The sequence below is a fragment of the Modestobacter sp. URMC 112 genome (assembly GCF_053502575.1).
In genome coordinates this window covers 1458940-1480129 of the sequence record NZ_CP199957.1, presented here as the reverse complement: position 1 = coordinate 1480129, position 21190 = coordinate 1458940, and the positions used below count along the sequence as shown (strand labels likewise).

Sequence of the window (21190 nt, the reverse complement as noted above, 5' to 3'; positions counted from 1 at the left end):
GGGCACTCCGGAGAGGACGACGTCATGACCGATGCCGTGCGCGACCGTGACCTCGTCCCGGCGACCGGCGACGGGACAGGCGCCCGCGGCGTCGACCGTCCGGACCTCGACCTGCCCAGCGCCGGGCCCGACCCGCTGCCCTGGGACACCGCGCTGGCCGCGGTGCTCGGCTACGCCCGCGGCCGGCGGCCGCTGCGCTTCCGCTCCCCCGACCACCCCGAGGGCCGCTGGTACTCGGTGCTGGCCTTCGGCTTCGAGCGCTTCGACACCCAGCGGGTGACCGCCGGCGACCCCGGCGACGGCGACGTGCTGATCGCGGAGGGGCTGCACGGCCGGCTCGACCCGGCCGGGTGGGCCGCCGTCCGGCGGGCCCTGGACGACGTCCGCCCGCTCGCCGACGCCGCCGCCGCCCGGGCCGCGGGCCGGCCGTTCTGGGCGCTGCCGGACGACGAGTTCTGCGTCCTGGACGAGCCGGGCACCGTCGGGGCGGCGCTGCGGGAGATCTGGCTGCGCAGCGCCGCGGCTCCCGGCGTCCGCCCGGAGCACGTCTCCGCGGCCCTGCACCGGCGGCACCCGGCGCTGGTCCCGCACGTCAGCCCGACCACCCGCCGGCAGCTGTGGCCGCACCTGCGGGAGGGCGACAGCGGCGTGGAGGCCGTGGTGCACCGCGAGCTGCGGGCCAACGCCGCCGCGTTCGCGGCACTGGAGTCGACGGTCACGGGCCTGCTCGCACCGGACGGCGGTCCCGCCGCGCCGCTCACCCGGCTGCGGCTGCACGACGTGCTGCTCTGGCTGGTGGGCAGCCTGCGGTGCGCGCACGCGGTGGCGCTGGGCAAGGCGTCGCCCGAGTGGCAGGCGCACCGTTCGGCACCTCTGCCCTGAGGCCCCGGTGCGTCGGACCGGAGCGGACCCGGTCAGGCCGGCGGGCGCTCCGCCAGGTCCAGCCCGAGCAGCAGCGGGTCGTGGTCGCTGGAGCGGTACGGGTCCGCCGCGTAGAGCCCTGGGGCGCCGGTGTACTGGTAGGCCGAGGACTCGACCGAGTTGACGTGCCAGTGCACCAGGCCGGTGACCTTCCCGGTCAGCTCCGGGGTGGCCAGCGCGTGGTCCAGCGAACCGGACAGCCCGTCGAACACGTAGCTGTACCCGCCCTCGTCGAACACCGGGCCGAGGTCGGTGAAGCCGGCCGTGCGCAGCGCCTCGATCGGGTCCTCGCGGGTGTAGGCGTTGAAGTCGCCCATCAGCAGCACGTCCGGGTCCCCGGTCTGCTCGCGCAGCCGGGCGGCGAACGCGGCGACCGACTGCGCCTGCCGCACCCGGTCGCCGTTGAACGAGCCCTGGCCGGTGTCGGCGTTGTCCCCGGTGCCGGTGCCGCCCTTGGACTTGAGGTGGTCGGCCACCACGGTGAACGCGTCGCCGTCCCGGGTGAAGGTCTGGGCGATCGGCTCCCGGGCGTTGGCCCACACCGCCTCGTCGACCAGCCCCACCGGCGCACCGACCGGCTGCACCCGGGCCGGCCGGTAGACGATCGCGTTGCGGATCACGTCGCGCTCCACGGCGTACATCTCGGCCGGCATCGGCACGTACGCCCAGGTGCCGGCCCCGGCCGCGGCGTTCAGCCGGTCCACCAGGTCGGCGAGGGCGGCGTCCGCGTCGCCGGGCCGGAGGCCGGTGGAGTCGGTGTCCTCGACCTCCATCAGGGTCACCACGTCGGCGTCCAGCGCCTGGACGGCCGGGACGAGCTTGCCGGCCTGCTCCTCCAGCTCGGCCGCGCTGGTGGCACCGCGGCCCACCCCGCCGAGGGTGAGGAACCAGTTGAGCACGTTGAACGCGCCGATCCGGACGTCGCCGCCGACGTCCCCCGGCGCCGCCGGCCGGCTGTTCCCGGGGGCGAAGGTGCCCTCGGCGCTGCCGTCGGCGGGCTGCAGCCGCCAGCTGCCGAAGCCGTAGCCGAGGACGACGGGCGCGGTGAACACCAGCTCGTCCCCGACCCGCACCGGCGTGCCGGGCGACAGGTACGGCGCGGTGGCCGGGGTGAGCCGCGCGCCGGCCCCGTCGTCGAGGACGATGCTGCGCAGCCGGTTGCCGGCCGCGATCGCTGCGGCCTCCGCGGTCCCGGGACGAGCCAGCTCGGTCGGCTGCACGAGGAGTCCGTCCGCGGACAGCGTGAGCTCGCCGAAGCTGGTGAGGTCGAAGACGTCGCTCACCGTCAGCGGGGTCGCCGGGGCGACGAGCATGCCCTCGAGCCGCTCGCGGGCGGCGTCGTCGGCCGGCAGGTCCAGCGCCGCCGGAGCCGGCAGCCCGCCGGCTCCGGCGCAGACCTCCACGCCCGAGCCGGCCCGGAGCTGGGTCGAGCCGAAGGACTCCTCGGCTCCCCCGCTGACCGCGACGGTGTCGCCGAGGCCGACCGGCACCTCGCTCGCGACGAACACCGCGTCGGACGTGGCCGGGTCACCGTCGCCGTCGGCGTCCTGGAGGGAGAAGCCGCCCAGCCCGGGGAGGTCGCCGACCACGACGCCGCGCACGGTGACCTGCTGGCCGGCCAGCGGGGTGGTGTCCCCGGCGCCCTGGACCGAGCCGATCTCGACGGTCGGGTCGACCGAGCAGAGCGCGACCGGGTCGGCGAGGACGGGGGTCGCGGCCGCGGGCAGGCCGGCGACGGCCAGGGAGGCGCCCAGCAGGCCGGCGGCGGCCCGCCGGCCGGGGGTGCGGGGGCCGCGGGGAGGCAGCACGGACGGGTCCTTCCGGAGCGGGACACGGTCGGTCGCTCGTCGGTCCCGAGCCGGGCTCGGCGCCGATGGATCGACGGTACGTGCCCTCGGCATGACCCTGCGCGGTGGACCGGGGGCGTCAGCCGGGCGGCCGTGGGCGTCAGCCGGGCGGCGACCAACCCGGGTCGCGGCCGGTGACACCGAGCAGCCGGTGCAGGAGAGGAGCGTCGGCCGGCACCGGCACGGCAGGGCCGAACAGCCCGGGAGGGGCCTCCCGGCCCTCCCCGTTGACCTGCGTGGCGAAGCCCAGGCACGCCCGCACCTCCGCGTCCTCCACGCGGTACGGCCGGCCGGTGGCGACGGCGAAGTCCCAGCCGTGCACGACCAGCTCGTCCAGCGCCACGACCGCCATGTCCGGTGCCGGCAGGGTGACCCCGCCGACCTCGACGTCGCCCTCCCACGCCGAGGGCTCCCGCCAGGCGGCGGCGAGCTCGTCGAGCTGCCGGGGCAGCCGCTCCCGCCAGTCCGGCGCGAGGGTCTCGGCGGCCGCCGACGGGCCGCCGCGCTGCGGCTGCTTCCCCGCGGCGAGCCGGAACGCCAGGGTCAGCCCGACCAGGTGGTCGAGCAGCGCGGCGACCGGCATGCCCGGGCACGGCGTGGGGTCGGTCAGCTGGTCGTCGCGGACCGCGGCCACCACCCGGGCCACCTCGGCGGCCTGCGGAGCGAGGTCGAGCGTCGTCGTCGTCATGCGGGTCAGACCGCCGCGGGCGGCGGAAGTCATCGCGGCTGGTCGGCGCGGAGGCCGGCGAGCACGTCGGCCGCCCGCCCAGCGAGCTCGGCCCGCAGCTCCGCGGGCTCGAGCACCGTGGCGTCGGCGGCCAGCCCCCACAGCACGCCGACGGCGTGGGTGCGGTCGGCGAACGTCGCCCGGACGGTCCGCCAGCCCTCCGGTCCGCCCGCCGGGTCGTCCGTCACCGCCAGCGCGGCCGCGGCCAGGGCGGCCCGCCGGCCGTCGCGGACCCGGGCGAGCACCGGGTACTGCGGCATGCCGGCCCAGAACTCCCGGCGGCGCCGCTGCCACAGCTCGGCCAGCGGGAGCTGAGGGCGCGGGGCGGCCGGCTCGTCGAGGACCGTCGCCGCCCGCACGCGGGACACCCGGTAGGTCCGGTCGGCGCCGCGGTGGGTGGCCAGCAGGTACCAGCGCCGGTCGGCGTGCACCAGGCCGACCGGGTCCACGGTGCGCCAGCCGTCCGCGCCGTCCCGGCCGGCGTACCGCAGCCGGAGCCGCCGGTCCCCGAACACCGCGCGCTGCACGATCGGCAGCTGGTCCTCCGGCTCGGGGTCGCCGAGCCAGCCGTCGGTCGTGACCAGGACCCGTTCCGCGCCGCGCTCGGCGGACGTCCGCTGCGCCTCGGGCATGCCGGCGACCAGCTTGCGCATCGCCGAGCTCAGCGCCGGTCCCATGCCCAGCGCCTGCGAGGTGGACCGGGAGCCGGCCGTCGCGAGCGCCAGGGCCTCGGCCGAGGTCAGCCCGGTGAGGTCCGTCGTCCACCCCGGCAGCAGCACGATCCCGCCGCCCCGCCCGCGCTCGCAGTAGACCGGCACGCCCGCGGCGGACAGCGCCTCGACGTCCCGCAGCACCGTCCGCACCGACACCTCGAGCTCGCCGGCCACCTGCCCGGCGGTGAGCCGGCCCCGACGGCGCAGCAGGAAGAGGAGGGAGAGCAACCGGTCGGCACGCACGTCGTCAGCACAGCACGGAAAGACGACAGGAGATGTCATGTACACCCGCGAGGGTGGGTCCATGACGACGACCGAGCAGTCCCCCACCCCCACGCTCCCCGACGCCGACCCCCGGCCGCTGTACCGCGCGGCCCAGCGGTGGGTGCACGACCTGATGACCGGGGTGCGTCCCGAGCAGCTGGACGCGCCGACCGGCTGCCCGGAGTTCGACGTCCGGGCGCTGCTCGGGCACCTGGTGGCCACCGCCCGGCGGGCCCGGGTGATCGGTGCCGGCGGCGACCCGTCCGAGGTCCCGCTGGTGGTCCGCGGGATCCCGGACGACGGCTGGGCCGATGCGTTCGCGGCCGCGGCGGCCGAGGTCTGGACGGTCTGGGACGACGACGCCCGGCTGAGCGCGCCGGTGACCGCCCCGTGGGGCACCGTGCCGGGCGCGGCCGCGGTGTGGGGCTACCTCAACGAGGCGCTGGTGCACGGCTTCGACCTGGCCGTGGCCACCGGGCAGCCGGCGGAGGCCGACCCCGCGGTCGCCGCCCCGGTGCTCCTCCGGATGGCGGAGGTGCTGCCCGCCGGGTTCCGCGGCGGCCCGGTGCCCTTCGCCGCCGTGGTCGAGCCCGCGGCCGACGCCGGCCCCACCGAGCGACTGGCCAACTGGAGCGGCCGGGCCACCCGGCCGGTCCGGGCCTGAGCGTCGCGGGCCCTCAGATGGACCGGACCATGCCGCCGTCGACGAGGAAGTGCTGACCGGTGGTGTAGGTGTTGGCGCCCGAGGCGAGGAAGGCGACCACCTTCCCGAACTCCTCGGCGGTCCCGTACCGGCCCAGCGGGATGGTCTTCTCCGCCTGCGCCCGGACCTCCTCGACCGAGAGGCCCGCCTTCTCCGCCCGGCCGGCGTCCAGGCCGGCGACCCGGTCGGTGGCGATGCGGCCGGGGCCGACGGTGTTGACCAGGACGCCGTCCGGCGCGAACTCCACCGCCAGGCTCTTGGCGAGCCCCAGGACCGCGACCCGGTAGGTGTTGGACAGCAGCAGGTTCTCGATCGGCTGCTTGATCGACGACGACGCGATGGTGACGATCCGGCCCCAGCCCTGCCGGCGCATGTGCGGCAGCACCCCGCGGACCAGCCGGACGCCGCTCATCAGGTTCAGCTGGTGCGCCAGCTCCCAGGCGTCGTCGTCGAGGGCGTCGAAGCCGCCGGGCGGTGGCCCGCCGGCGTTGTTGACCAGCACGTCGACCCCGCCCAGCCGCCGCTCGGTCTCCTGCAGCAGCCGGGTGACGTCGGCGGCGTCGGAGACGTCGGCGGCGCAGTGCTCGACGCGGGCGCCGGTGGCCTCGGCGATCTCGGCCGCCGTCCGGGCGAGCTGCTCCTCGCCGCGGCTGGAGATCATCACCGAGGCGCCCTCGGCGGCCAGCTGGGTGGCCGAGGCACGGCCCAGCCCCTTGCTCGCCGCGGTGACGAGGGCGACCCTGCCGGTCAGTTCCAGGTCCATCGTGATCACTCCACCGGGCGTGAGGTCGCGGCGGCCCGCGATCGAGCACCGTCTCGACGATGACCGGGGCCGGGTGGACGCGCGGTCACGCGTGAGACCGTAGTGCCCGCCGCGGGGACGCTCGGAGGACCTCCGGCGGTCCGGGTCAGCTGCCGACGGGAGGGCGATGACCGTCTCGCGCTACGCCGTGGTGGGCGGCGGCATCATCGGGACGGCGGTCGCCCGCCGGCTCCTGGAGCTGCGCCCGGACGCCGAGGTCACCCTGCTGGAGAAGGAGGACCGGCTGGCCGCGCACCAGACCGGCCGCAACAGCGGGGTGGTGCACGCCGGCCTGTACTACCAGCCCGGCTCCCTCAAGGCGCGGCTGTGCCGGCGCGGCGTCGGCCTGCTGCAGGAGTACTGCGCGGACAAGGGGCTGGGGTACGCCGAGATCGGCAAGGTCCTCGTCGCGCTGGACGACGAGGAGCGGCGGCGGCTGGACGACATCGCAGGGCGCGCCCGCGCCAACGGCGTGCCCGGCATCCGGCTCGTCGACCGGGAGCAGCTGCGCGAGCTGGAGCCGCACGTCACCGGCGTTGCCGGGCTGCACTCCCCGACCACCGCGATCGTCGACTACGTCGGGATCACCCGGCGGCTGGCCGCGGACGCCGAGGCCGCCGGCGCCACCGTCCGCACCGGGTTCCCCGTCACCGCCCTGGACCACACGGGCGGGGAGGTGGTGGTCCGCGGCGGGACCGGCGAGGAGGTCGTCGTCGACCGGGTGGTGCTCTGCGCCGGCCTGCAGGTCGACCGGCTCGCCGAGCTGGCCGGTGACGCGCACGTGCCGCGGATCGTGCCGTTCCGCGGCGAGTACTTCGCGCTGGTCCCGGAGAAGCGCTCGCTGGTCAACGGCCTGGTCTACCCGGTGCCCGACCCGCGGTACCCGTTCCTGGGGGTCCACCTGACGCCGCGGTTCGACGGCGAGGTGCTGGTCGGGCCGAACGCCGTCCTGGCGCTGGCCCGGGAGGGCTACCGGCGGCACGACGTCTCACCGCGGGAACTGGCCGAGATCGTGCGCTACGCCGGGTTCCGCCGGTTCGCCGCCCGGCACTGGCGGACCGGGCTCGGGGAGATGCGCGGGTCGCTGAGCAAGCGGGTCTTCACCGGCGCGGCGCAGCGCTACGTCCCCGAGCTGACCGCGGCGGACCTGGTGCCCGCGGCCGCCGGGATCCGCGCCCAGGCGGTGGACCGCGACGGCAGCCTGGTCGACGACTTCCGGATCACCCGCACGGGCAGCGTCGTCGCCGTCCGCAACGCCCCGTCGCCGGCCGCCACGTCCTCCCTGGCGATCGCCGAGCACGTCGTGGACGCCCTGCTCGACCGCCCCACGGCCTGACCCTCAGAGGGTCCGGGTCAGCGCCGGCCAGAGCCCGTCGGGATCGGCGAGCAGGCCCTCGCTGAGCACCCGCGACCAGGTGAGCTCGGTGCCGCCCTCGTCCCGCCAGGACCAGCAGCGCCTGGTCAGGTGGTGCAGCTTGTGCTCCTGGGTGAACCCGATCGCCCCGTGCACCTGGTGGGCCAGCCGGGCGACCACCTCGACCGCCGCCCCGGCGCGCACCTTGGCCGCGGCGGCGGCCAGCACCAGGGACTCCCCGCGGTCCACCGCCTGCACCGCCGCGTCGACCAGGGCGGTCACCGCGGTGACCTCGCCGGCCATCTCGGCGAGCTCCATCTGGATCGCCTGGAACTTCCCCAGCGGGCGGCCGAACTGGTGCCGTTCCCCGGCGTACTGCACCGTCCAGGCCAGCACCTGGTCCAGCGCCGCGGACAGCTGCACCGCGCGGGCCAGCGCGCAGCGGGCCCGCAGCTGCTCGGCCTGCGGACCGGTCAGCAGCGAGCCGGTGGCGGCGACCCCGTCGAAGACCAGCGAGCCGCGCGGCTCACCGGCCAGGTTCGCCGCGCGGGTGGCCTCCCGGCCGGCCACGTGCACCAGCGCCATCACCGGGCCGACCGCGCTGTCGGCCAGCACCAGCAGGTGCTGCGCGACGCCGGCCCAGGGCACGTCGGTCGCTGTCCCGGTCAGCGTCCAGCGCCCGGGACCGTCGCCGTCGTCGGAGGCCGCCGCGGTGACCGCGCCGTCCACCGCGACGGTCAGCGGCTCGTCGACCGGCGGCAGCGTGAGCCCGGCGGCCAGCACCGCCGGACCGGCCACCAGCAGCTGCTCGGCGACCGGCACCGCGCCCGCCCCGCGGGCCAGGGTCGACACGATCGCGACGGCGTCGGCGAGCTCGCCGCCGGATCCGCCGGCCTCCTCGGGGAAGCCGACGCCGGTCAGCCCGGCCTCGGCCAGCGCGGACCACAGGCCGGCGTCCCACGGCCGGTCGTCGGTGAGGACGAACGGCTCGTGCCCGGCCAGGATGTCCCGGACGGTCTCGACCACCAGGTCGGTGTCGCTCATCGGTGCTCCCCGCTCGACTCCGCGCTCGTTCCGCTCCTCGGTCGCTGGCGCTCCCTGCGATGCTCGCTCGCTGTCGTCATCGCAGCCCCAGTCCCCTCGCCACGATCCCCCGCAGGATCTCGTTGGTGCCGCCGCGCAGCGTGAAGCCCGGCTGGTGCAGCTGCGCCTCGGCCAGCGCCCGGCCCAGCGGGTCCGGGGAGTCCAGGGAGGCCGGGACGTCGACGGCCCGGCGCACCTCCTCGATGACGTCGGCCTCGAAGGTCGTCCCGACGTCCTTCACCAGCGCCGCCGGGATGTCGGGCAGCTCCCCACGGTCCAGCGCCGCGGCGATCCGCAGCGACATCTGCCGCAGCGCCAGCAGCCGGGCGGACAGCCGGCCCAGCGCGGCCAGCCCGGCGGGGTCGCGGGTGTCGGCCACCCGGCGGCCGAACTCGGCGATCAGCGGGTAGGTCGACAGGAAGCGCTCCGGGCCGGACCGCTCGAACGCCAGTTCTGCGGTCACCTGGTGCCAGCCGGCGCCCTCCTCGCCCAGCAGCATGTCGCCGGGGACGACGGCGTCGTCGAAGACCACCTCGTTGAAGTGGTGGCCGCCGTCCAGGATCCGGATCGGGTTGACCGTGATGCCCGGCAGGGACAGGTCGACGAGCAGCTGGGTGAGCCCCTGGTGCTTGCCGCGCGGGCCCTCGCCGGGCGGGGCGGTGCGGACCAGGACGATGCCGTAGTGCGAGTGGTGGGCGTTCGACGTCCACACCTTGGCGCCGTTGACCACCCAGTCGCCGTCCCCGTTGCGTGCCGCGCGCGTGCGGATGGACGCCAGGTCCGAGCCGCTGTCCGGCTCGCTCATGCCGATGACGAAGTAGCACTCCCCCGCCGCGATGCGGGGCAGGATGTCGCGGCGCTGGGCCTCGGTGCCGTAGCGGAGCAGGTTCGGGCCCGACTGCCGGTCGGCGATCCAGTGCGCGGCGACCGGGGCACCGGCGGCGAGCAGTTCCTCGGTGACGGCGTAGCGCTCCATCGCCGTCCGCTCGTGCCCGCCGTACTCCTTCGGCCAGGTCATCCCCAGCCAGCCGCGCTCGCCGAGCTTGCGGGAGAAGTCGGGGTCGACGCCGGACAGCCAGGTGTCGACGTGCGTGCTGAAGGTGCCGGCCTCGAGCTCGGCGGCGAGGAACTCCCGCACCTCTCCGCGCACCCGCTCGGCGGCCTCCGACCGCGGCGCCGGGGCGAGGGCCAGCGGGTTGCCGCTCATGTGTCGCTGCTCATGTGTGCAGGTGCTCCCCACGTCGATGTGGTGTCCTGCGTCGGTTGTACAGGTCGCCGGCGTCCCGGGTTGCCGACGGGTGCGCCGGCGACGAGCGTGCGGGCGGTGGACGGGTTCGGGCTGCAGCGGTTCGTCGAGGCGCAGGACCGCGGCGGCACGTACGAGCAGGCGCTGCGCGAGCTGCGCGCCGGGCGCAAGCGCAGCCACTGGATGTGGTTCGTCTTCCCGCAGGTCGCCGGGCTGGGCCGGAGCGGGACAGCGCAGTACTACGCCGTCTCCGGGCTGGACGAGGCGCGGGCGTACCTGGCCCACCCGGTGCTCGGCCCGCGGCTGCGGGAGTGCGCCGCCGCGCTGACCGGGCTGGACGCCGCCGACCCGGTGTCGGTGTTCGGCCCGGTGGACGCCCAGAAGCTGCGCTCGTCGATGACGCTGTTCGCCGCTGCGGCGCCCGACGAACCGGTGTTCGTCCGGGTGCTCGACCAGTACTTCGGCGGCTCCCCCGACGAGGCGACGACCAGCCGGCTGTGACGCCACCTGCCCCCCGCCGCGCCCGACGGCTTCCGCCCTGAAGGCGGCCTTAGGGACACCGGATTTCTCGGACACGGGCACGGAAGCGCCCCTACCCTGACTCCATGGCGAAGCGAGAGGCCACCGAAAGGCTTTCAGCCTGGTACTGGTCCGGCCGTGACCGGGTCTCGCTGCACGACCTTGAGTACCTCGTGGCCGCCAACACACGGCATGACTGGCGAGAGACTGTCCTCCGGATGCGCCTGCCCGACTGGAAGAAGGCGGGCACGGTGAAGGGAAGCGATCCCCGTTTCGCCGTCGCCGCTGCAGAGCCAGGTCGCGTCTTCTGGCGAGAATTTGGTGAAGGAACAGAGTGACGAGATGAAGCCGCGTTTGAAGAGTTGCGGCGTACGTCCACCGTTCGAGAACTGAGCGCCGGGCGTTACTCCGACCCGGTGCACCGACGTGAGCCGCGCTGACTGAACGACTGCGCGGGTATCCCAAAGTGGGCCGCTCAGGGCGTCGGCACCACGTCGGTCACGCAGCTCCAAACGCCCTGGCGCCAGTCGCGACCGCGTCTATAGGAGCGACGTGTCCCTGTACGTACTAGTTTGTCGACGCTGCGACACGACGGGGGGCGTCACGACGGACCCAGCAGCGCGTGAAACGCGAGGCTTCACGGCAACGAGCACAAGGCGGAGCTTTGGTCTTCGCCGCCACCGGGCCCGCCGTCCCGTTCGGAGGCCCGGGGACCGTACGGCACGATCAGGGCATGGTGCTGTTCCGTGTCGCCGGCGAGGCGCTCGAACCGGTCGTGAAGACGACCTTCGCGATGGCGGAGATAAAGGAGCGGCAGGATCTCCAGCGCCTGCTCCGGCAGAGGCTTGACGTCCTCGGAGATGACCTCCTGTTCGTCGCGGAGGAGTACGGCGCGTTCGACGGCTCGCAGCGCCGCATCGATCTGCTGGCGATCGACAAGTCCGGACAGCTTGTCGTCATCGAGCTGAAGCGGACTGCCGACGGCGGCCACATGGACCTGCAGGCGCTGCGCTACGCCGCGATGGTGTCCACGATGACCTGGGAGCAACTGGTCGCCGTCTATGCCGAGCAGCACGAGGTGGACGCCGACGTGGCCCGAGAGACCCTGGAGCGGTGGACCGCTAGCGAGCCGGATGAGGACCGACAGCTGGCCGACCGGGTCCGCATCATCCTCGCCTCGGCGGACTTCAGCACCGAGATCACCAGCACCGTGCTCTGGCTGACCCAGCAGTACGCGCTCGACATCGCCTGCGTCCGGCTGGTGCCCTACCAGCTGGGGGCGGAGAAGCTAATCGACGTCCAGCAGATCATCCCGCTCCCCGAGGCCGTGGACTTCCAGATCCAGCAGCGTCGCAAGGAGACCGAGAAGGCGGCCGCGCTGGACGGCAGGGACTACACAAAGTACGACGTCACGGTCGGCGGGACGACCTCCGCCGGGCTCAGTAAGCAAACCGCGATCAAGACTATGGTCGTCGGCCTGTCCGGTAGCGGCCTGCCGCGGGCGGCGATCCAGGGCGCCACCGCGCCGAAGCGCTGGCACGCCGTCCAGCCCCTTGACGGCGAGTCCGTTCAGGCCGCGTTCGAGCGCCAGTTTCCCGATCGCGGCACCGGCTATTGGTTCGACCTCGCCATCAGCGACGAGCAAGGCTCCTGGGTCATGCCGCGCCTGGGTGGGACGAAGACGGAGCGCTACCTGGCTGACATGGTCGCGGCAGCCCAGGGCCATGTGCCGGTTTCCTGGTCGGTGGCGGCAGTCGACACGGTCTGAGCGAGCCCGCCTGTCGGCCCGGGCGTCAGACGCGGCGCGCTCGATGGTGTGCCGACTGCCGACCGCCCGTGTCCGCCACGCCCCCCCATCGGGTGTGGCCAAGGTGTCCCACGGTGGGCCGCTCAAGGACGGGGTCCGGCCGACGGGCGATCGCGAGGAGACGCCGGTGCGGTCGCCGACCACTAGCCCTACCGTCGGCACATGTCTCGAAGGCTTGTTCGCCTATACGTCGAAGCCGACGACGACGACGGCTACGTGCAGTTCGTCAACGACCTGTGGGCCCGCATGCCTGACGGGGACTGGCACCTCGTCCTGGACAGCAAGGCGAGTGTCGATCGCGCCAACGCGGACTACGACGCCCGCTACCGGCAGGGGGCGCCGAGGTGGACGATTGACGACGCCGCCGAGACCGAGGCGGACGCCGAGCGACTGGATGCGGTCGCTAAGGGCCGAAGTCGGTCGGGCAGCTGAGGATCGCGCACGGTAGTCGTCGCGGGATCGGACCCTGTGCACGGTTCCGCGGCAAGCAGCCGGCCCACTCCCGCTCACCTGCGGTCGGACTATGGCCTCGAGCTCGCGCCGAGCGAGCTCCTGGCGCCGGCCGCCAGGTGCCTCTGGTCCAGGTGTCCCAGAGTGGGCGGCGCGTTCAGGCGGTCGTCGCAACACCCCCCTTGTAGCGCGAGGTGTTGTGGTGGTTTCAGAATGGCGGCGCGTGCGGGATGAGCGGCAGCAGCGGTTCTGGGAGCTGGTGACGGCGGGAACGTCCTCTTCGCAGGCTTGCGAGGCTGTCGGCGTGGATCGGCGGCAGGGATACCGCTGGCGACGCGAATCGGGCGGTCGGCCGCCGTCGGCACCGCGGGTGGTGTCGACGCGGTATCTGTCGCTGGAAGAGCGGCTGCAGATCGCCGACCTGCATCTGGCCGGCGCGTCGATGCGCGCGATCGCGACTCAGCTCGGCCGCGCGCCGTCGACCATCAGTCGTGAAATACGGCGCAACGGGCCCGTCCCGGCGGCCGGGCGGGCCAGGTAAGCCCCGTACGCGGCGCACAAGCGCGCCGGGCTGCGGGCGCGGCGGCCCAAGCCGTTCAAACTGGAAGACGCACGGCTGGCGCTGGCGGTGCAGGACAAGCTGTGCCGGAAGTGGAGCCCGGCCCAGATCAGTGCCCACCTGGCCGGCGAGCATGGCAACGAGGCGGCGATGCGGGTGAGCCACGAGACCATCTACCAGGCGTTGTTCGTGCAGGGCCGCGGCCAGCTGCGCACCGAGTTGCACCGGCATCTGCGCACCGGTCGGGCCTGGCGCCGGCCCCACGGGTTCTCCGGCGCGACCACGGCCAAGATCTCCGGCATGGTCTCGATCAGCGAACGGCCGGCCGAAGCCGCCGACCGGGCGGTGCCGGCCATTGGAAAGGCGACCTGATTCTGGGCACCGGCTGCCGGCCGGCGATCGGCACTCTGGTCGAACGCCAGACCCGCTTCTGCCTGCTGGTGCACCTGCCCGACGGGCACGGCGCCCAGACCGTCCGCGACCGGCTGGTCGCGACGATCACGACCCTGCCCGAGCAGCTGCGCCGCTCGCTGACCTGGGATCAGGGCACCGAGCTGGCCCAGCACCAGGCCATCACGCTGGCCACCGACATGGCGGTCTACTTCTGCGATCCGCACTCGCCCTGGCAGCGCGGCAGCAACGAGAACACCAACGGACTGCTGCGCCAGTTCTTCCCCAAGAGCACCGACCTCTCGGTCCACAGCGCTGAGCACCTCGACGCCGTCGCCGCCGAACTCAACGGCAGACCCCGCCAGACCCTCGGATTCATCACCCCCGCCGAAGCCATGCAGCGGCTACTGTCCGACCCCGAAAAGCCAGTCGTTGCGACGACTGCATGAAACCGCCGGCCGCTGAGGGACCGGAGGCAGCTCGAGGCAGCCAGTACCGCCCGGTGCGGCACGCGCACAAGGAGTTGAGTGACATGCCGGTCAGCGTCCTGGCCGTGCGGTGTCTTCCGCAGCAGACCGAAGCCGACTTCGCCGCTCACGCATGCGTGGCCACAGGTCGATCGGCCACCGGTGACGTACGAGGGGATTGCCGGCAGCACCCTTGTTCGGCCCGACTCCACTCCTCAGTACTGACCGCGGCGCAGTTTCGCGGCCGTGCGCCAGCGGCGCAGCACCGCGATCACTTGCCGTCGAAGACGTTGCCCACCACCCGAACGCCCGCCCCGGCGACTATCGCGCCGGCATCCACGTCCCGGGTCACGACGGCGCCGTACCCGAGGACCGCAGCGTCTCCTACGGTGACGCCCTTGAGCACCGCCGCCCTTTCCGCCAGCCACACGTCATCGCCCAGACGCACCGGCCGGGTCGGTGAGGAGGTGTGCCGTTCGCTGGGGGCTGTGCCGTGGAAGTCGGTGTCGAAGATGGCGCCGGCGCCGAGCGTGGCCCGGGCGCCGATGACCACGGACTCCCGGGCTGCTATGTGGATTCCGTTGAGGTAGGAGTCCGGGCCGATCTCGATGACGGCGTCGCGGGCGAGCGTGTTGAGCCGGTTCGGCTGCGCGCTCTTGCTCTCGAGGTTGCAGCCCGCTCCGATCACCACTCGCCCGGGACCCCCCACCGTCAGCCGACCGGCGATCGTCACGCCAGGCCCCAGCTGGACGCGGGGATGGAGCCGTCGGAAGAGTGCGATCCGAAGTGCGCGCCGCAGCCTTCCGATCATGGCGGTGAGCTTGCCAGAACCCGGCACGCGGCACTGCCCCTGAATGGGCCGTTCGGGGCGGACGTCGGGAGTCGCGGCTCAGGTGTACTCAGCGCGAACCGGCGGCCGCCACAACACGAAGGCCCAGGTCAGCGGGCAGTTGAGGGTCGTCGCCGACGCAGCGCCGATCAGACGATCCGGACCCGGAGCCGCCGGAAGCCACGGCCCTTGTTCTCCATCTTGACGACCTCCACCCGGCCGACCATCGACGTGGACGCCACGTGCGTGCCGCCGTCGGCCTGGGTGTCCAGCCCGACGATGTCCACGATCCGCACCTCCTCGAGGTCGTCGGGGAGCAGGTTGGTCGCCGTCCGGATGATGTCCGGGATGGCGAAGGCCTCCTCCCGCGGCAGCACCTTCACCTCGATCGGCCGGTCGGCGGCCAGCTCGGCGTTGACCGACTCGGCGACCCTGTCCTTGAAGTCCGGCGGGACCTCGGCCAGGTCGAAGTCCATCCGGGCGGTCAGCGGCTCCATGTTGCCGCCGGTCACCAGCGCCCCGAAGTCGCGGAACACCACCCCGGTGAGCACGTGCAGCCCCGAGTGGGTGCGCATCAACGCGGTCCGGCGCTCGTCGTCCAGCGCTCCGCGCACCGCCGTCCCCACCGGCGGCAGGGGGTCCCCCTCCACCGGGAGCAGGTACAGCTCGTCGCCGCGCCGGGTGCCGGCGATGCGGGTGCGGACCCCACCCCACAGCAGCACCCCCTCGTCCGGCGGCTGCCCGCCGCCGCCGGGGTAGAACGCCGACCGGTCCAGCACGATCCCCGTCTCCGGGTCGGCCGACAGCACGGTGGCGTCCCACTCCCGCACCGTGGCGTCCACGAGGTCCAGCCGGTGGGTGTGTCCGTGCGCCGTCTCCACGGGTGCATCGTGCCCGACCCGACGCCGGGCGACGGGAAGAAGGCGCGGCCCACGTACGGTTGCCAGTCGCCACGGGCCACGCGCGTGCGCAGCCCGCCGCACCCTCCCGAGGAGCAGCACCCCGTTGTCGAGCTCGTCCCGCGACACCGCACCCCATCCCGACCTGGCCGCCGAGCAGGAGCACGTCACCGGCCTCTACCAGCGGCTGGACACGGCCCGCGCCCGGGCGGTGACCCGCATGCAGCAGGCCATCTCCGGACCGGTCGCCGGCAACCCGCAGGCGCTCGGCGAGCGGGAGGCCGCGGCCGACTTCCAGGCCCAGCGGATCACCATGCTCGACGCCGCCGAGCCCGGTCTGGTGATCGGCCGGCTGGACCGCACCGAGGTCGCCCAGCCGCTGTACATCGGCCGCACCGGCCTGGCCGCCGACGAGCCGGACGGCGACCCGGCGCTGGTCGACTGGCGCGCCCCGGCGGCCCGGCCGTTCTACACCGCCACCGCCTTCTCCCCTGACGGCGTCGCTCGCCGCCGGCACATCCGCACCCTGGGCCGCCGGGTCACCGACATCGACGACGAGGTCCTCGTCCTGGCCGAGGGCGAGGAGGCCGACCCGGCCGCGCTCACCGGCGAGGCCGCGCTGCTGCGCGCGCTCACCGCCGACCGCACCGGGCGGATGACCGACATCGTCCGGACCATCCAGGCCGAGCAGGACCGGATCATCCGCAGCGACGCCCGCGGGGTCCTCGTCGTCCAGGGCGGGCCCGGCACCGGAAAGACCGCCGTCGCCCTGCACCGCGCCGCCTACCTGCTCTACACCCACCGCGACCGGCTGGCCCGCAGCGGCCTGCTGGTCGTCGGCCCCACCCCGACCTTCCTGCGCTACATCGCCGACGTGCTGCCCGCCCTCGGCGAGACCGGCGTGCTGCTGTCCGGCCTCGGCCAGCTGCGCCCCGGCATCGACGCCCGCGCCGACGAGCGCCCCGAGGTCGCCGAGGTCAAGGGCCGGCTGGCGATGGTCGACGTGCTCGCCGCCGCGGTGAAGCAGCGGCAGACCCTGCCGCGCGGCGTCCGCGAGGTCGTCCTGGACGGCGTCCCGGTCAAGCTCCGCCCGGCCGACCTGTCCCGCGCCCGCACCGCCGGGCGCCGCGCCTCCCGGCTGCACAACCTCGGCCGCCCGGCCTTCGCCCGCACCGTCGTCGACCTGGTCGCGCAGCGCTACGCGGACCGGCTGGGCGCCGACGTGCGGGGCGGCACGGGCCTGCTGGACGCCGGGGACCTCGCCGCCATCCGCCGGGAGGTCCGCGGCGAGCCCGCCGTCCGGGCCCTGGTCGACGAGCTGTGGCCGCACCTCACCCCCGAGCGGGTGCTCACCGAGCTGTTCGCCGACCCGGACCGCATCGCCGCGGCCACCCCCGGCTGGGACGACGCCGACCGCGCCCTGCTGCACCGCGCGCCGACGGAGGACTGGACGCCGGCCGACGTCCCGCTGCTGGAGGAGGTCGACGAGCTGCTGGGCACCGACGACTCCGCCGAGCGCGCCCGGGACGAGCAGCGCCGGCGACGGGCCCGCGCCCACGCCCAGGAGACCCTCGACCTGCTGCACGGGTCGCGCTCCACCGACCTGGAGGACGACGAGGAGGGCGAGGAGCTCACCGCCGGGGACCTGCTGGACGCCGAGGGCCTGGCCGAGCGCGACGAGGAGCACGTCCACCGGACGGCCGCCGAGCGCGCCGCTGTGGACCGGACCTGGACCTTCGGCCACGTGGTCGTGGACGAGGCCCAGGAGCTCTCGGCCATGGCCTGGCGGCTGCTGGTCCGCAAGTGCCCGACCCGGTCGATGACCGTCGTCGGTGACCTGGCCCAGACCGGCAGCGCGGCCGGCGCGGACAGCTGGGCCGACGTGCTCAAGCCGCACGCCGAGGGGCAGTGGCGGCTGGCCGAGCTGACCGTCAACTACCGGACGCCGACCGAGATCATGGCCGTGGCCGCCGACGTGCTGGCCGCGAGCGGCTCCATGACGAGCGCGCCGCGGTCGGTGCGCAGCTCGGGCGTCCCGCCGTGGGCCGAGGAGGTCCCGGCCGAGGCGCTCCCCGCCCGGGCGGCGGCCGCCGCGGCCGAGCTGGCCGCGCAGGGTGGCACGGTGGCGGTGCTCGCCCCGCCCAGCCGGGTCGCCGGCCTCTTCGCCGCCCTGCAGGAGACGCTGCCGCGGGTCTCCGCCGGCCCGGACGCCGACTCCTCGGCCGGCCCCGTCGTCCTCTTCCCCGGTCAGGCCAAGGGGCTGGAGTTCGACTCCGTGCTGCTGGTCGACCCGCAGGGCGTGCTGGACGAGGGGGTGCGCGGGCACAGCGACCTCTACGTCGCCCTCACCCGGGCCACCCAGCGCCTCGGCGTCCTCTCCCCCGGCCCGCTGCCGGCCGAGCTCGCCCGGCTCGGCCGCCCCTGACCCACTCCCCTCGCCCGGCCCCGCTGCAGGGGCCCGCCGCGAGTAGGAGGACCCGCTCCTCCCCGACCCTCGCAAGCTCGGGCCGGGCCCCTGGAGCGGGCCAGGGGGCAGCGGGGTCCTTCAGCAGCAGCCGTCCCGGGTGAGGGCGAGCAGGGCGATGTCGTCCTCACGGTGGGTGCCGGCCAGGTCGGCGAGCAGCCGGTCGCACAGCTCGTCGGGGTCGCTGGTCTCCGTCCGGACGGCGGCGGCGCGCAGCCGGGCGAGCCCGGCGTCGATGTCGCTCCACCGGCTCTCCACCAGCCCGTCGGTGAACAGCACCAGCGTCGCCCCGGGCGGCAGCACGCCGGTCCACTGCAGCGCCGGCCCCGGCGGGGCGCCGAGCATCCGGGCCGGGCGGACCGGCAGGTACTCCGCGTCCCCGTCGGCGACCAGCAGCGGCGGCGGGTGCCCGGCCGAGGCGACGTGCAGCACCCCGGACGGCAGGTCGAGCGTGGCGAACAGCGCGGTGGCCATCCGCCGCAGTCCCAGCAGCGGCCAGCTGGCCTGCAGCCGGTCGATGACCGCCGACGGTGACGGCGACTCGACCAGCAGCGAGCGGTAGACGCTGCGCAGCTGGCCCATGGTGGCCGCGGCGGTGATGTCGTGGCCGACCACGTCCCCGACGGCGATCGCCACGTGCCCGCCCGGCAGCGGCGCCACGTCGTAGAAGTCCCCGCCGATCTCCGCGCCCCGGTTGGCCGCCAGGTAGCGCACGGCCACCGTCACCCCGGGCACCTCCGGGGGCTCCGGCGGCAGCAGGGTGGCCTGCAGGGTGTGCGACGTCCGCACCTCGAACTCGTACCGCTGCGCCTTGGCCAGGACCAGCGCGACCTGGGTGGCCAGCTGCTCGGCGACCTCGACGTCGGCCCGGGTGAACCGGCCGCGGCGGCGGTCGGCGCTCAGCGTGAGCACGCCGAGCGTCCGTCCCTCGGCCACCAGCGGCACGCTGATGATGCTGCTGAGCTCCAGGGCGCAGACCGCCGCCAGCTCGGCCGGGTCGCGGACCACGTCGGCGAGCCAGGCGTCGTCGACCGCCGGGAACCACTGGGTCCGGCGCTCGGCCAGCGCGCGCTGCGCCGGGTGCGGCAGGTCGCGGACCGGCGGGGCCCACTGGCGCAGCTCGTCGACCAGGTGCTGGCGGGCCGGGTCGCCGTGCCGGGCGGCCGCCCGCCGCGCGCCGTGCTCGGTGATCAGGTCCAGCAGGCACAGGTCGGCCAGCTGCGGGACGGCGAGCTCGGCGAGCCGCTCCACGGTCTCCAGCACGCCGGCGGCGCCGGCCATCAGGCGGGCGGCGTGCAGCAGGAACGCCGAGCGGTCGGCCTGCCGGGCGGTCTCCTCCCGCAGCCGCGCCCGCTCCAGCGCCTGGCCGGCCTGGCGGCCCAGCGTCTCCAGCAGCTCCTGGTCGCCGGCCGGCAGCCCGCCGTCCACCGGGTCGGCCAGCGAGATCAGCTCGTCCGGGTCCTGGCCGAGCCCGAGGACCAGGACGCCGAGCCGGCGGCTGTCGGCGGCGACCGGCACCACGACCAGACCGGTGAGCCCGGCCTCCTCCATCACGGCCTGCAGCTCCGGCCGCTGCTCCCGCATCCGCTCCCCCGCAGGGAGCACCCGCAGCCCCTCGGCCAGCTCCAGGGCCACCCGGCCGTCCGCGGCCGTGGCGAGCTGGTCCAGCAGGCCGGGTGGCAGCCCCTCGCTCCGGGCCACCACCAGGGCCGGCCCGGCCTCCCGCGGCGGCCCGCCCAGCGACACCGCCGGCAGCGGTTCCGGTTCCGCGGTGACCAGCCACAAGGCGGCGCCCCGGGCCGACATCGCCTGCCTCGCCCGGTCCACGACGACGGACGCCACGTCAGCGACCGTGGTGGCCCCAGCCAGCTCGACGACCACCTGCTGCAGCGTCCGGGCCCGCCCGCGGGACTCCTCGGCGAGCCGGTGAGCGGCCAGCAGCTCACGCTCGTAGCGGCGGCGGGCGGTCGCCTCGAACACCGTCGCCCGCACCATCAGCGGGGTGCCGTCGGGGTTGCGCACCTCGACCGCGTTGACCAGGCACGGCAGCAGCGTGCCGTCCACCCGGACCATGTCCAGGGCGATCTCCCGCACGGCGCCCTGCATGCGCAGCATCGGGGTGAGGTGGGTGTCGTGGAAGACCTGCCCGCCCACGCTCAGCAGGTCGCGCAGCCGGGTGCGCAGCAGCTGCTCGGGCGCCAGCCCGGTCCAGGCGCAGAGCGTGCGGTTGACCTTGATGATCGTGCCGTCGGGCAGTGTGGACAGGTACCCGCACGGGGCGTTCTCGTACAGCTCGGCCGGGTCGTCCTCCAGCAGCTGCTCCAGCTGCGCCCGGACCGCCTCGCTGCGCCTGCGTTCGGCAGCCATGGCCGGCCGGCTCAGAGGAACGACCGGATGGCGGCGGTCGTCTCGTCCGGCGCGCTGAGGTTCGGACAGTGTCCGGTAGCGGCGAGCTGGTGGAAGACGCTGCCGGGCACGTGCTCGTGGACGTAGCGGCCGACGACCTCGGGGGCGATGACGTCCTCGGAGCACTGCAGCACCAGCGTGGGCAGCCGCAGCGAGGGCAGGTCCGCCCGGTTGTCGGACAGGAAGGCCACCCGGGCGAACTGGCGGGCGGCGTCCGGGTGACTGCGGCAGAAGCTGCTGGTCAGCTCCGCGGCGAGCTCCGGCCGGTCGGGGTTCCCCATGATCGCCGGGGCCATCGCAGCCGACCAGGCGAGGTGGTTGGCGTCCAGGCTGTCCAGCAGCTCGGCCATGGCCTCGCGGGTGAACCCGCCGGTGTAGCCCTCGCAGTCCACGTACCGCGGGCTGGGCCCGACCATGACCATGGCGCCGAACCGCTCCGGCGCCTGCTGGTGGGCGAGCAGGCCGATCATCGCGCTCACCGAGTGGCCGACGAACACCACGTCGGTCAGGTCCAGCTCCTCGAGGATCTCGACGACGTCGCCGGCGTAGCCGCGCAGCGAGTTGTACTTGACCGGGTCGTAGGCGGAGAAGTCGGAGTTCCCGAACCCGACCAGGTCGAAGGTGACCACCCGGTGGTCGACCTGGAAGTCCGGCACCATGAAGCGCCACATGTCCTGGTCGCACCCGTATCCGTGGGCGAAGACGATCGGTCGGGCGTCCGGCACGCCGCTCACACGGAC

At 74.8% G+C, this 21190-nt stretch carries 18 protein-coding genes and 1 pseudogene; 9 read left to right on the top strand and 10 right to left on the bottom strand.

Annotation, left to right across the window (positions count from 1 at the left end):
• Window positions 1-24: 24 nt before the first annotated feature.
• On the top strand, window positions 25-882 hold the full coding sequence (locus tag ACWIX6_RS07055; protein ID WP_448616129.1) for a hypothetical protein: 858 nt from the start codon (window positions 25-27) through the stop codon (window positions 880-882).
• Between the two features lie 32 nt (window positions 883-914).
• On the opposite strand, the gene ACWIX6_RS07050 is transcribed toward ACWIX6_RS07055, so the two are convergent.
• The 3 genes from ACWIX6_RS07050 to ACWIX6_RS07040 all read right to left on the bottom strand — a co-directional run bounded on the left by ACWIX6_RS07050 (window position 915) and on the right by ACWIX6_RS07040 (window position 4451).
• Window positions 915-2729: an ExeM/NucH family extracellular endonuclease gene (locus ACWIX6_RS07050; protein WP_448616128.1), complete on the bottom strand. Its 1815-nt coding sequence runs from the start codon at window positions 2727-2729 to the stop codon at window positions 915-917.
• Window positions 2730-2868: 139 nt separating this feature from the next.
• Window positions 2869-3456, bottom strand: coding sequence for a TIGR03086 family metal-binding protein (locus tag ACWIX6_RS07045; RefSeq protein WP_448616127.1), 588 nt, complete (start codon window positions 3454-3456; stop codon window positions 2869-2871).
• Between the two features lie 29 nt (window positions 3457-3485).
• Entirely contained in the window at window positions 3486-4451 is a 966-nt protein-coding gene (locus tag ACWIX6_RS07040) for a helix-turn-helix transcriptional regulator (protein ID WP_448616126.1), read from the bottom strand.
• 37 nt (window positions 4452-4488) lie between these two features.
• Here ACWIX6_RS07040 and ACWIX6_RS07035 point away from each other — a divergent pair, with 37 nt between their 5' ends.
• The gene (locus tag ACWIX6_RS07035; RefSeq protein WP_448616125.1) at window positions 4489-5136 is read left to right on the top strand and encodes a TIGR03086 family metal-binding protein; all 648 of its coding nucleotides are present in this window, start codon (window positions 4489-4491) and stop codon (window positions 5134-5136) included.
• A gap of 13 nt (window positions 5137-5149) precedes the next feature.
• Here ACWIX6_RS07035 and ACWIX6_RS07030 read toward each other — a convergent pair whose 3' ends face one another.
• Complete coding sequence (locus ACWIX6_RS07030) at window positions 5150-5938, bottom strand: SDR family oxidoreductase (RefSeq protein WP_448616124.1); 789 nt, start codon at window positions 5936-5938, stop codon at window positions 5150-5152.
• Between the two features lie 166 nt (window positions 5939-6104).
• Between ACWIX6_RS07030 and lhgO the strand changes: the two genes are divergently transcribed.
• Window positions 6105-7313 carry an L-2-hydroxyglutarate oxidase gene (lhgO, locus tag ACWIX6_RS07025; RefSeq protein WP_448616123.1) on the top strand — a complete coding sequence of 403 codons (1209 nt, stop codon included), beginning with the start codon at window positions 6105-6107 and terminating at the stop codon, window positions 7311-7313.
• A gap of 3 nt (window positions 7314-7316) precedes the next feature.
• On the opposite strand, the gene ACWIX6_RS07020 is transcribed toward lhgO, so the two are convergent.
• Together ACWIX6_RS07020 and ACWIX6_RS07015 are read right to left on the bottom strand one after the other, a co-directional pair.
• The gene (locus ACWIX6_RS07020) at window positions 7317-8375 is read right to left on the bottom strand and encodes an acyl-CoA dehydrogenase family protein (RefSeq protein WP_448616122.1); all 1059 of its coding nucleotides are present in this window, start codon (window positions 8373-8375) and stop codon (window positions 7317-7319) included.
• 76 nt (window positions 8376-8451) lie between these two features.
• Window positions 8452-9621, bottom strand: a complete 1170-nt coding sequence (locus ACWIX6_RS07015; protein ID WP_448616121.1) for an acyl-CoA dehydrogenase family protein — start codon at window positions 9619-9621, stop codon at window positions 8452-8454.
• A gap of 117 nt (window positions 9622-9738) precedes the next feature.
• On the opposite strand from ACWIX6_RS07015, the gene ACWIX6_RS07010 reads away from it, so the two are divergent.
• The 5 genes and pseudogenes from ACWIX6_RS07010 to ACWIX6_RS06990 all read left to right on the top strand — a co-directional run bounded on the left by ACWIX6_RS07010 (window position 9739) and on the right by ACWIX6_RS06990 (window position 13834).
• Window positions 9739-10161, top strand: coding sequence for a DUF1810 domain-containing protein (locus ACWIX6_RS07010; protein WP_448616120.1), 423 nt, complete (start codon window positions 9739-9741; stop codon window positions 10159-10161).
• Window positions 10162-10265: 104 nt separating this feature from the next.
• On the top strand, window positions 10266-10517 hold the full coding sequence (locus ACWIX6_RS07005; RefSeq protein WP_448616119.1) for a hypothetical protein: 252 nt from the start codon (window positions 10266-10268) through the stop codon (window positions 10515-10517).
• 395 nt (window positions 10518-10912) lie between these two features.
• Window positions 10913-11947: a hypothetical protein gene (locus ACWIX6_RS07000; protein ID WP_448616118.1), complete on the top strand. Its 1035-nt coding sequence runs from the start codon at window positions 10913-10915 to the stop codon at window positions 11945-11947.
• 201 nt (window positions 11948-12148) lie between these two features.
• Entirely contained in the window at window positions 12149-12418 is a 270-nt protein-coding gene (locus ACWIX6_RS06995) for a hypothetical protein (protein ID WP_448616117.1), read from the top strand.
• A gap of 220 nt (window positions 12419-12638) precedes the next feature.
• Window positions 12639-13834, top strand: a pseudogene (locus ACWIX6_RS06990) (IS30 family transposase).
• Between the two features lie 289 nt (window positions 13835-14123).
• Here the strand turns inward: ACWIX6_RS06990 and ACWIX6_RS06985 are convergent.
• Together ACWIX6_RS06985 and ACWIX6_RS06980 are read right to left on the bottom strand one after the other, a co-directional pair.
• Window positions 14124-14663 carry an acyltransferase gene (locus ACWIX6_RS06985; RefSeq protein ID WP_448616116.1) on the bottom strand — a complete coding sequence of 180 codons (540 nt, stop codon included), beginning with the start codon at window positions 14661-14663 and terminating at the stop codon, window positions 14124-14126.
• 167 nt (window positions 14664-14830) lie between these two features.
• The gene (locus ACWIX6_RS06980) at window positions 14831-15562 is read right to left on the bottom strand and encodes an alanyl-tRNA editing protein (protein WP_448616115.1); all 732 of its coding nucleotides are present in this window, start codon (window positions 15560-15562) and stop codon (window positions 14831-14833) included.
• Between the two features lie 124 nt (window positions 15563-15686).
• Between ACWIX6_RS06980 and ACWIX6_RS06975 the strand changes: the two genes are divergently transcribed.
• A complete protein-coding gene (locus ACWIX6_RS06975) occupies window positions 15687-18005 on the top strand; it encodes a HelD family protein (protein ID WP_448616114.1) in 2319 nt (772 codons plus the stop codon).
• Between the two features lie 120 nt (window positions 18006-18125).
• On the opposite strand, the gene ACWIX6_RS06970 is transcribed toward ACWIX6_RS06975, so the two are convergent.
• Entirely contained in the window at window positions 18126-20411 is a 2286-nt protein-coding gene (locus ACWIX6_RS06970) for a SpoIIE family protein phosphatase (RefSeq protein ID WP_448616113.1), read from the bottom strand.
• A gap of 11 nt (window positions 20412-20422) precedes the next feature.
• Window positions 20423-21184, bottom strand: a complete 762-nt coding sequence (locus ACWIX6_RS06965; protein WP_448616112.1) for an alpha/beta fold hydrolase — start codon at window positions 21182-21184, stop codon at window positions 20423-20425.
• Window positions 21185-21190: the final 6 nt, after the last annotated feature.

Coding starts and splice junctions, on each gene's coding strand:
- ACWIX6_RS07015 (WP_448616121.1), bottom strand. CDS start 9,621: ATGAGCGGCAACCCGCTGGCCCTCGCCCCGGCGCCGCGGTCGGAGGCC.
- lhgO (WP_448616123.1), top strand. CDS start 6,105: ATGACCGTCTCGCGCTACGCCGTGGTGGGCGGCGGCATCATCGGGACG.
- ACWIX6_RS07055 (WP_448616129.1), top strand. CDS start 25: ATGACCGATGCCGTGCGCGACCGTGACCTCGTCCCGGCGACCGGCGAC.
- ACWIX6_RS07000 (WP_448616118.1), top strand. CDS start 10,913: ATGGTGCTGTTCCGTGTCGCCGGCGAGGCGCTCGAACCGGTCGTGAAG.
- ACWIX6_RS07005 (WP_448616119.1), top strand. CDS start 10,266: ATGGCGAAGCGAGAGGCCACCGAAAGGCTTTCAGCCTGGTACTGGTCC.
- ACWIX6_RS06985 (WP_448616116.1), bottom strand. CDS start 14,663: ATGATCGGAAGGCTGCGGCGCGCACTTCGGATCGCACTCTTCCGACGG.
- ACWIX6_RS07045 (WP_448616127.1), bottom strand. CDS start 3,456: ATGACGACGACGACGCTCGACCTCGCTCCGCAGGCCGCCGAGGTGGCC.
- ACWIX6_RS07035 (WP_448616125.1), top strand. CDS start 4,489: ATGTACACCCGCGAGGGTGGGTCCATGACGACGACCGAGCAGTCCCCC.
- ACWIX6_RS06995 (WP_448616117.1), top strand. CDS start 12,149: ATGTCTCGAAGGCTTGTTCGCCTATACGTCGAAGCCGACGACGACGAC.
- ACWIX6_RS06970 (WP_448616113.1), bottom strand. CDS start 20,411: ATGGCTGCCGAACGCAGGCGCAGCGAGGCGGTCCGGGCGCAGCTGGAG.
- ACWIX6_RS07030 (WP_448616124.1), bottom strand. CDS start 5,938: ATGGACCTGGAACTGACCGGCAGGGTCGCCCTCGTCACCGCGGCGAGC.
- ACWIX6_RS07020 (WP_448616122.1), bottom strand. CDS start 8,375: ATGAGCGACACCGACCTGGTGGTCGAGACCGTCCGGGACATCCTGGCC.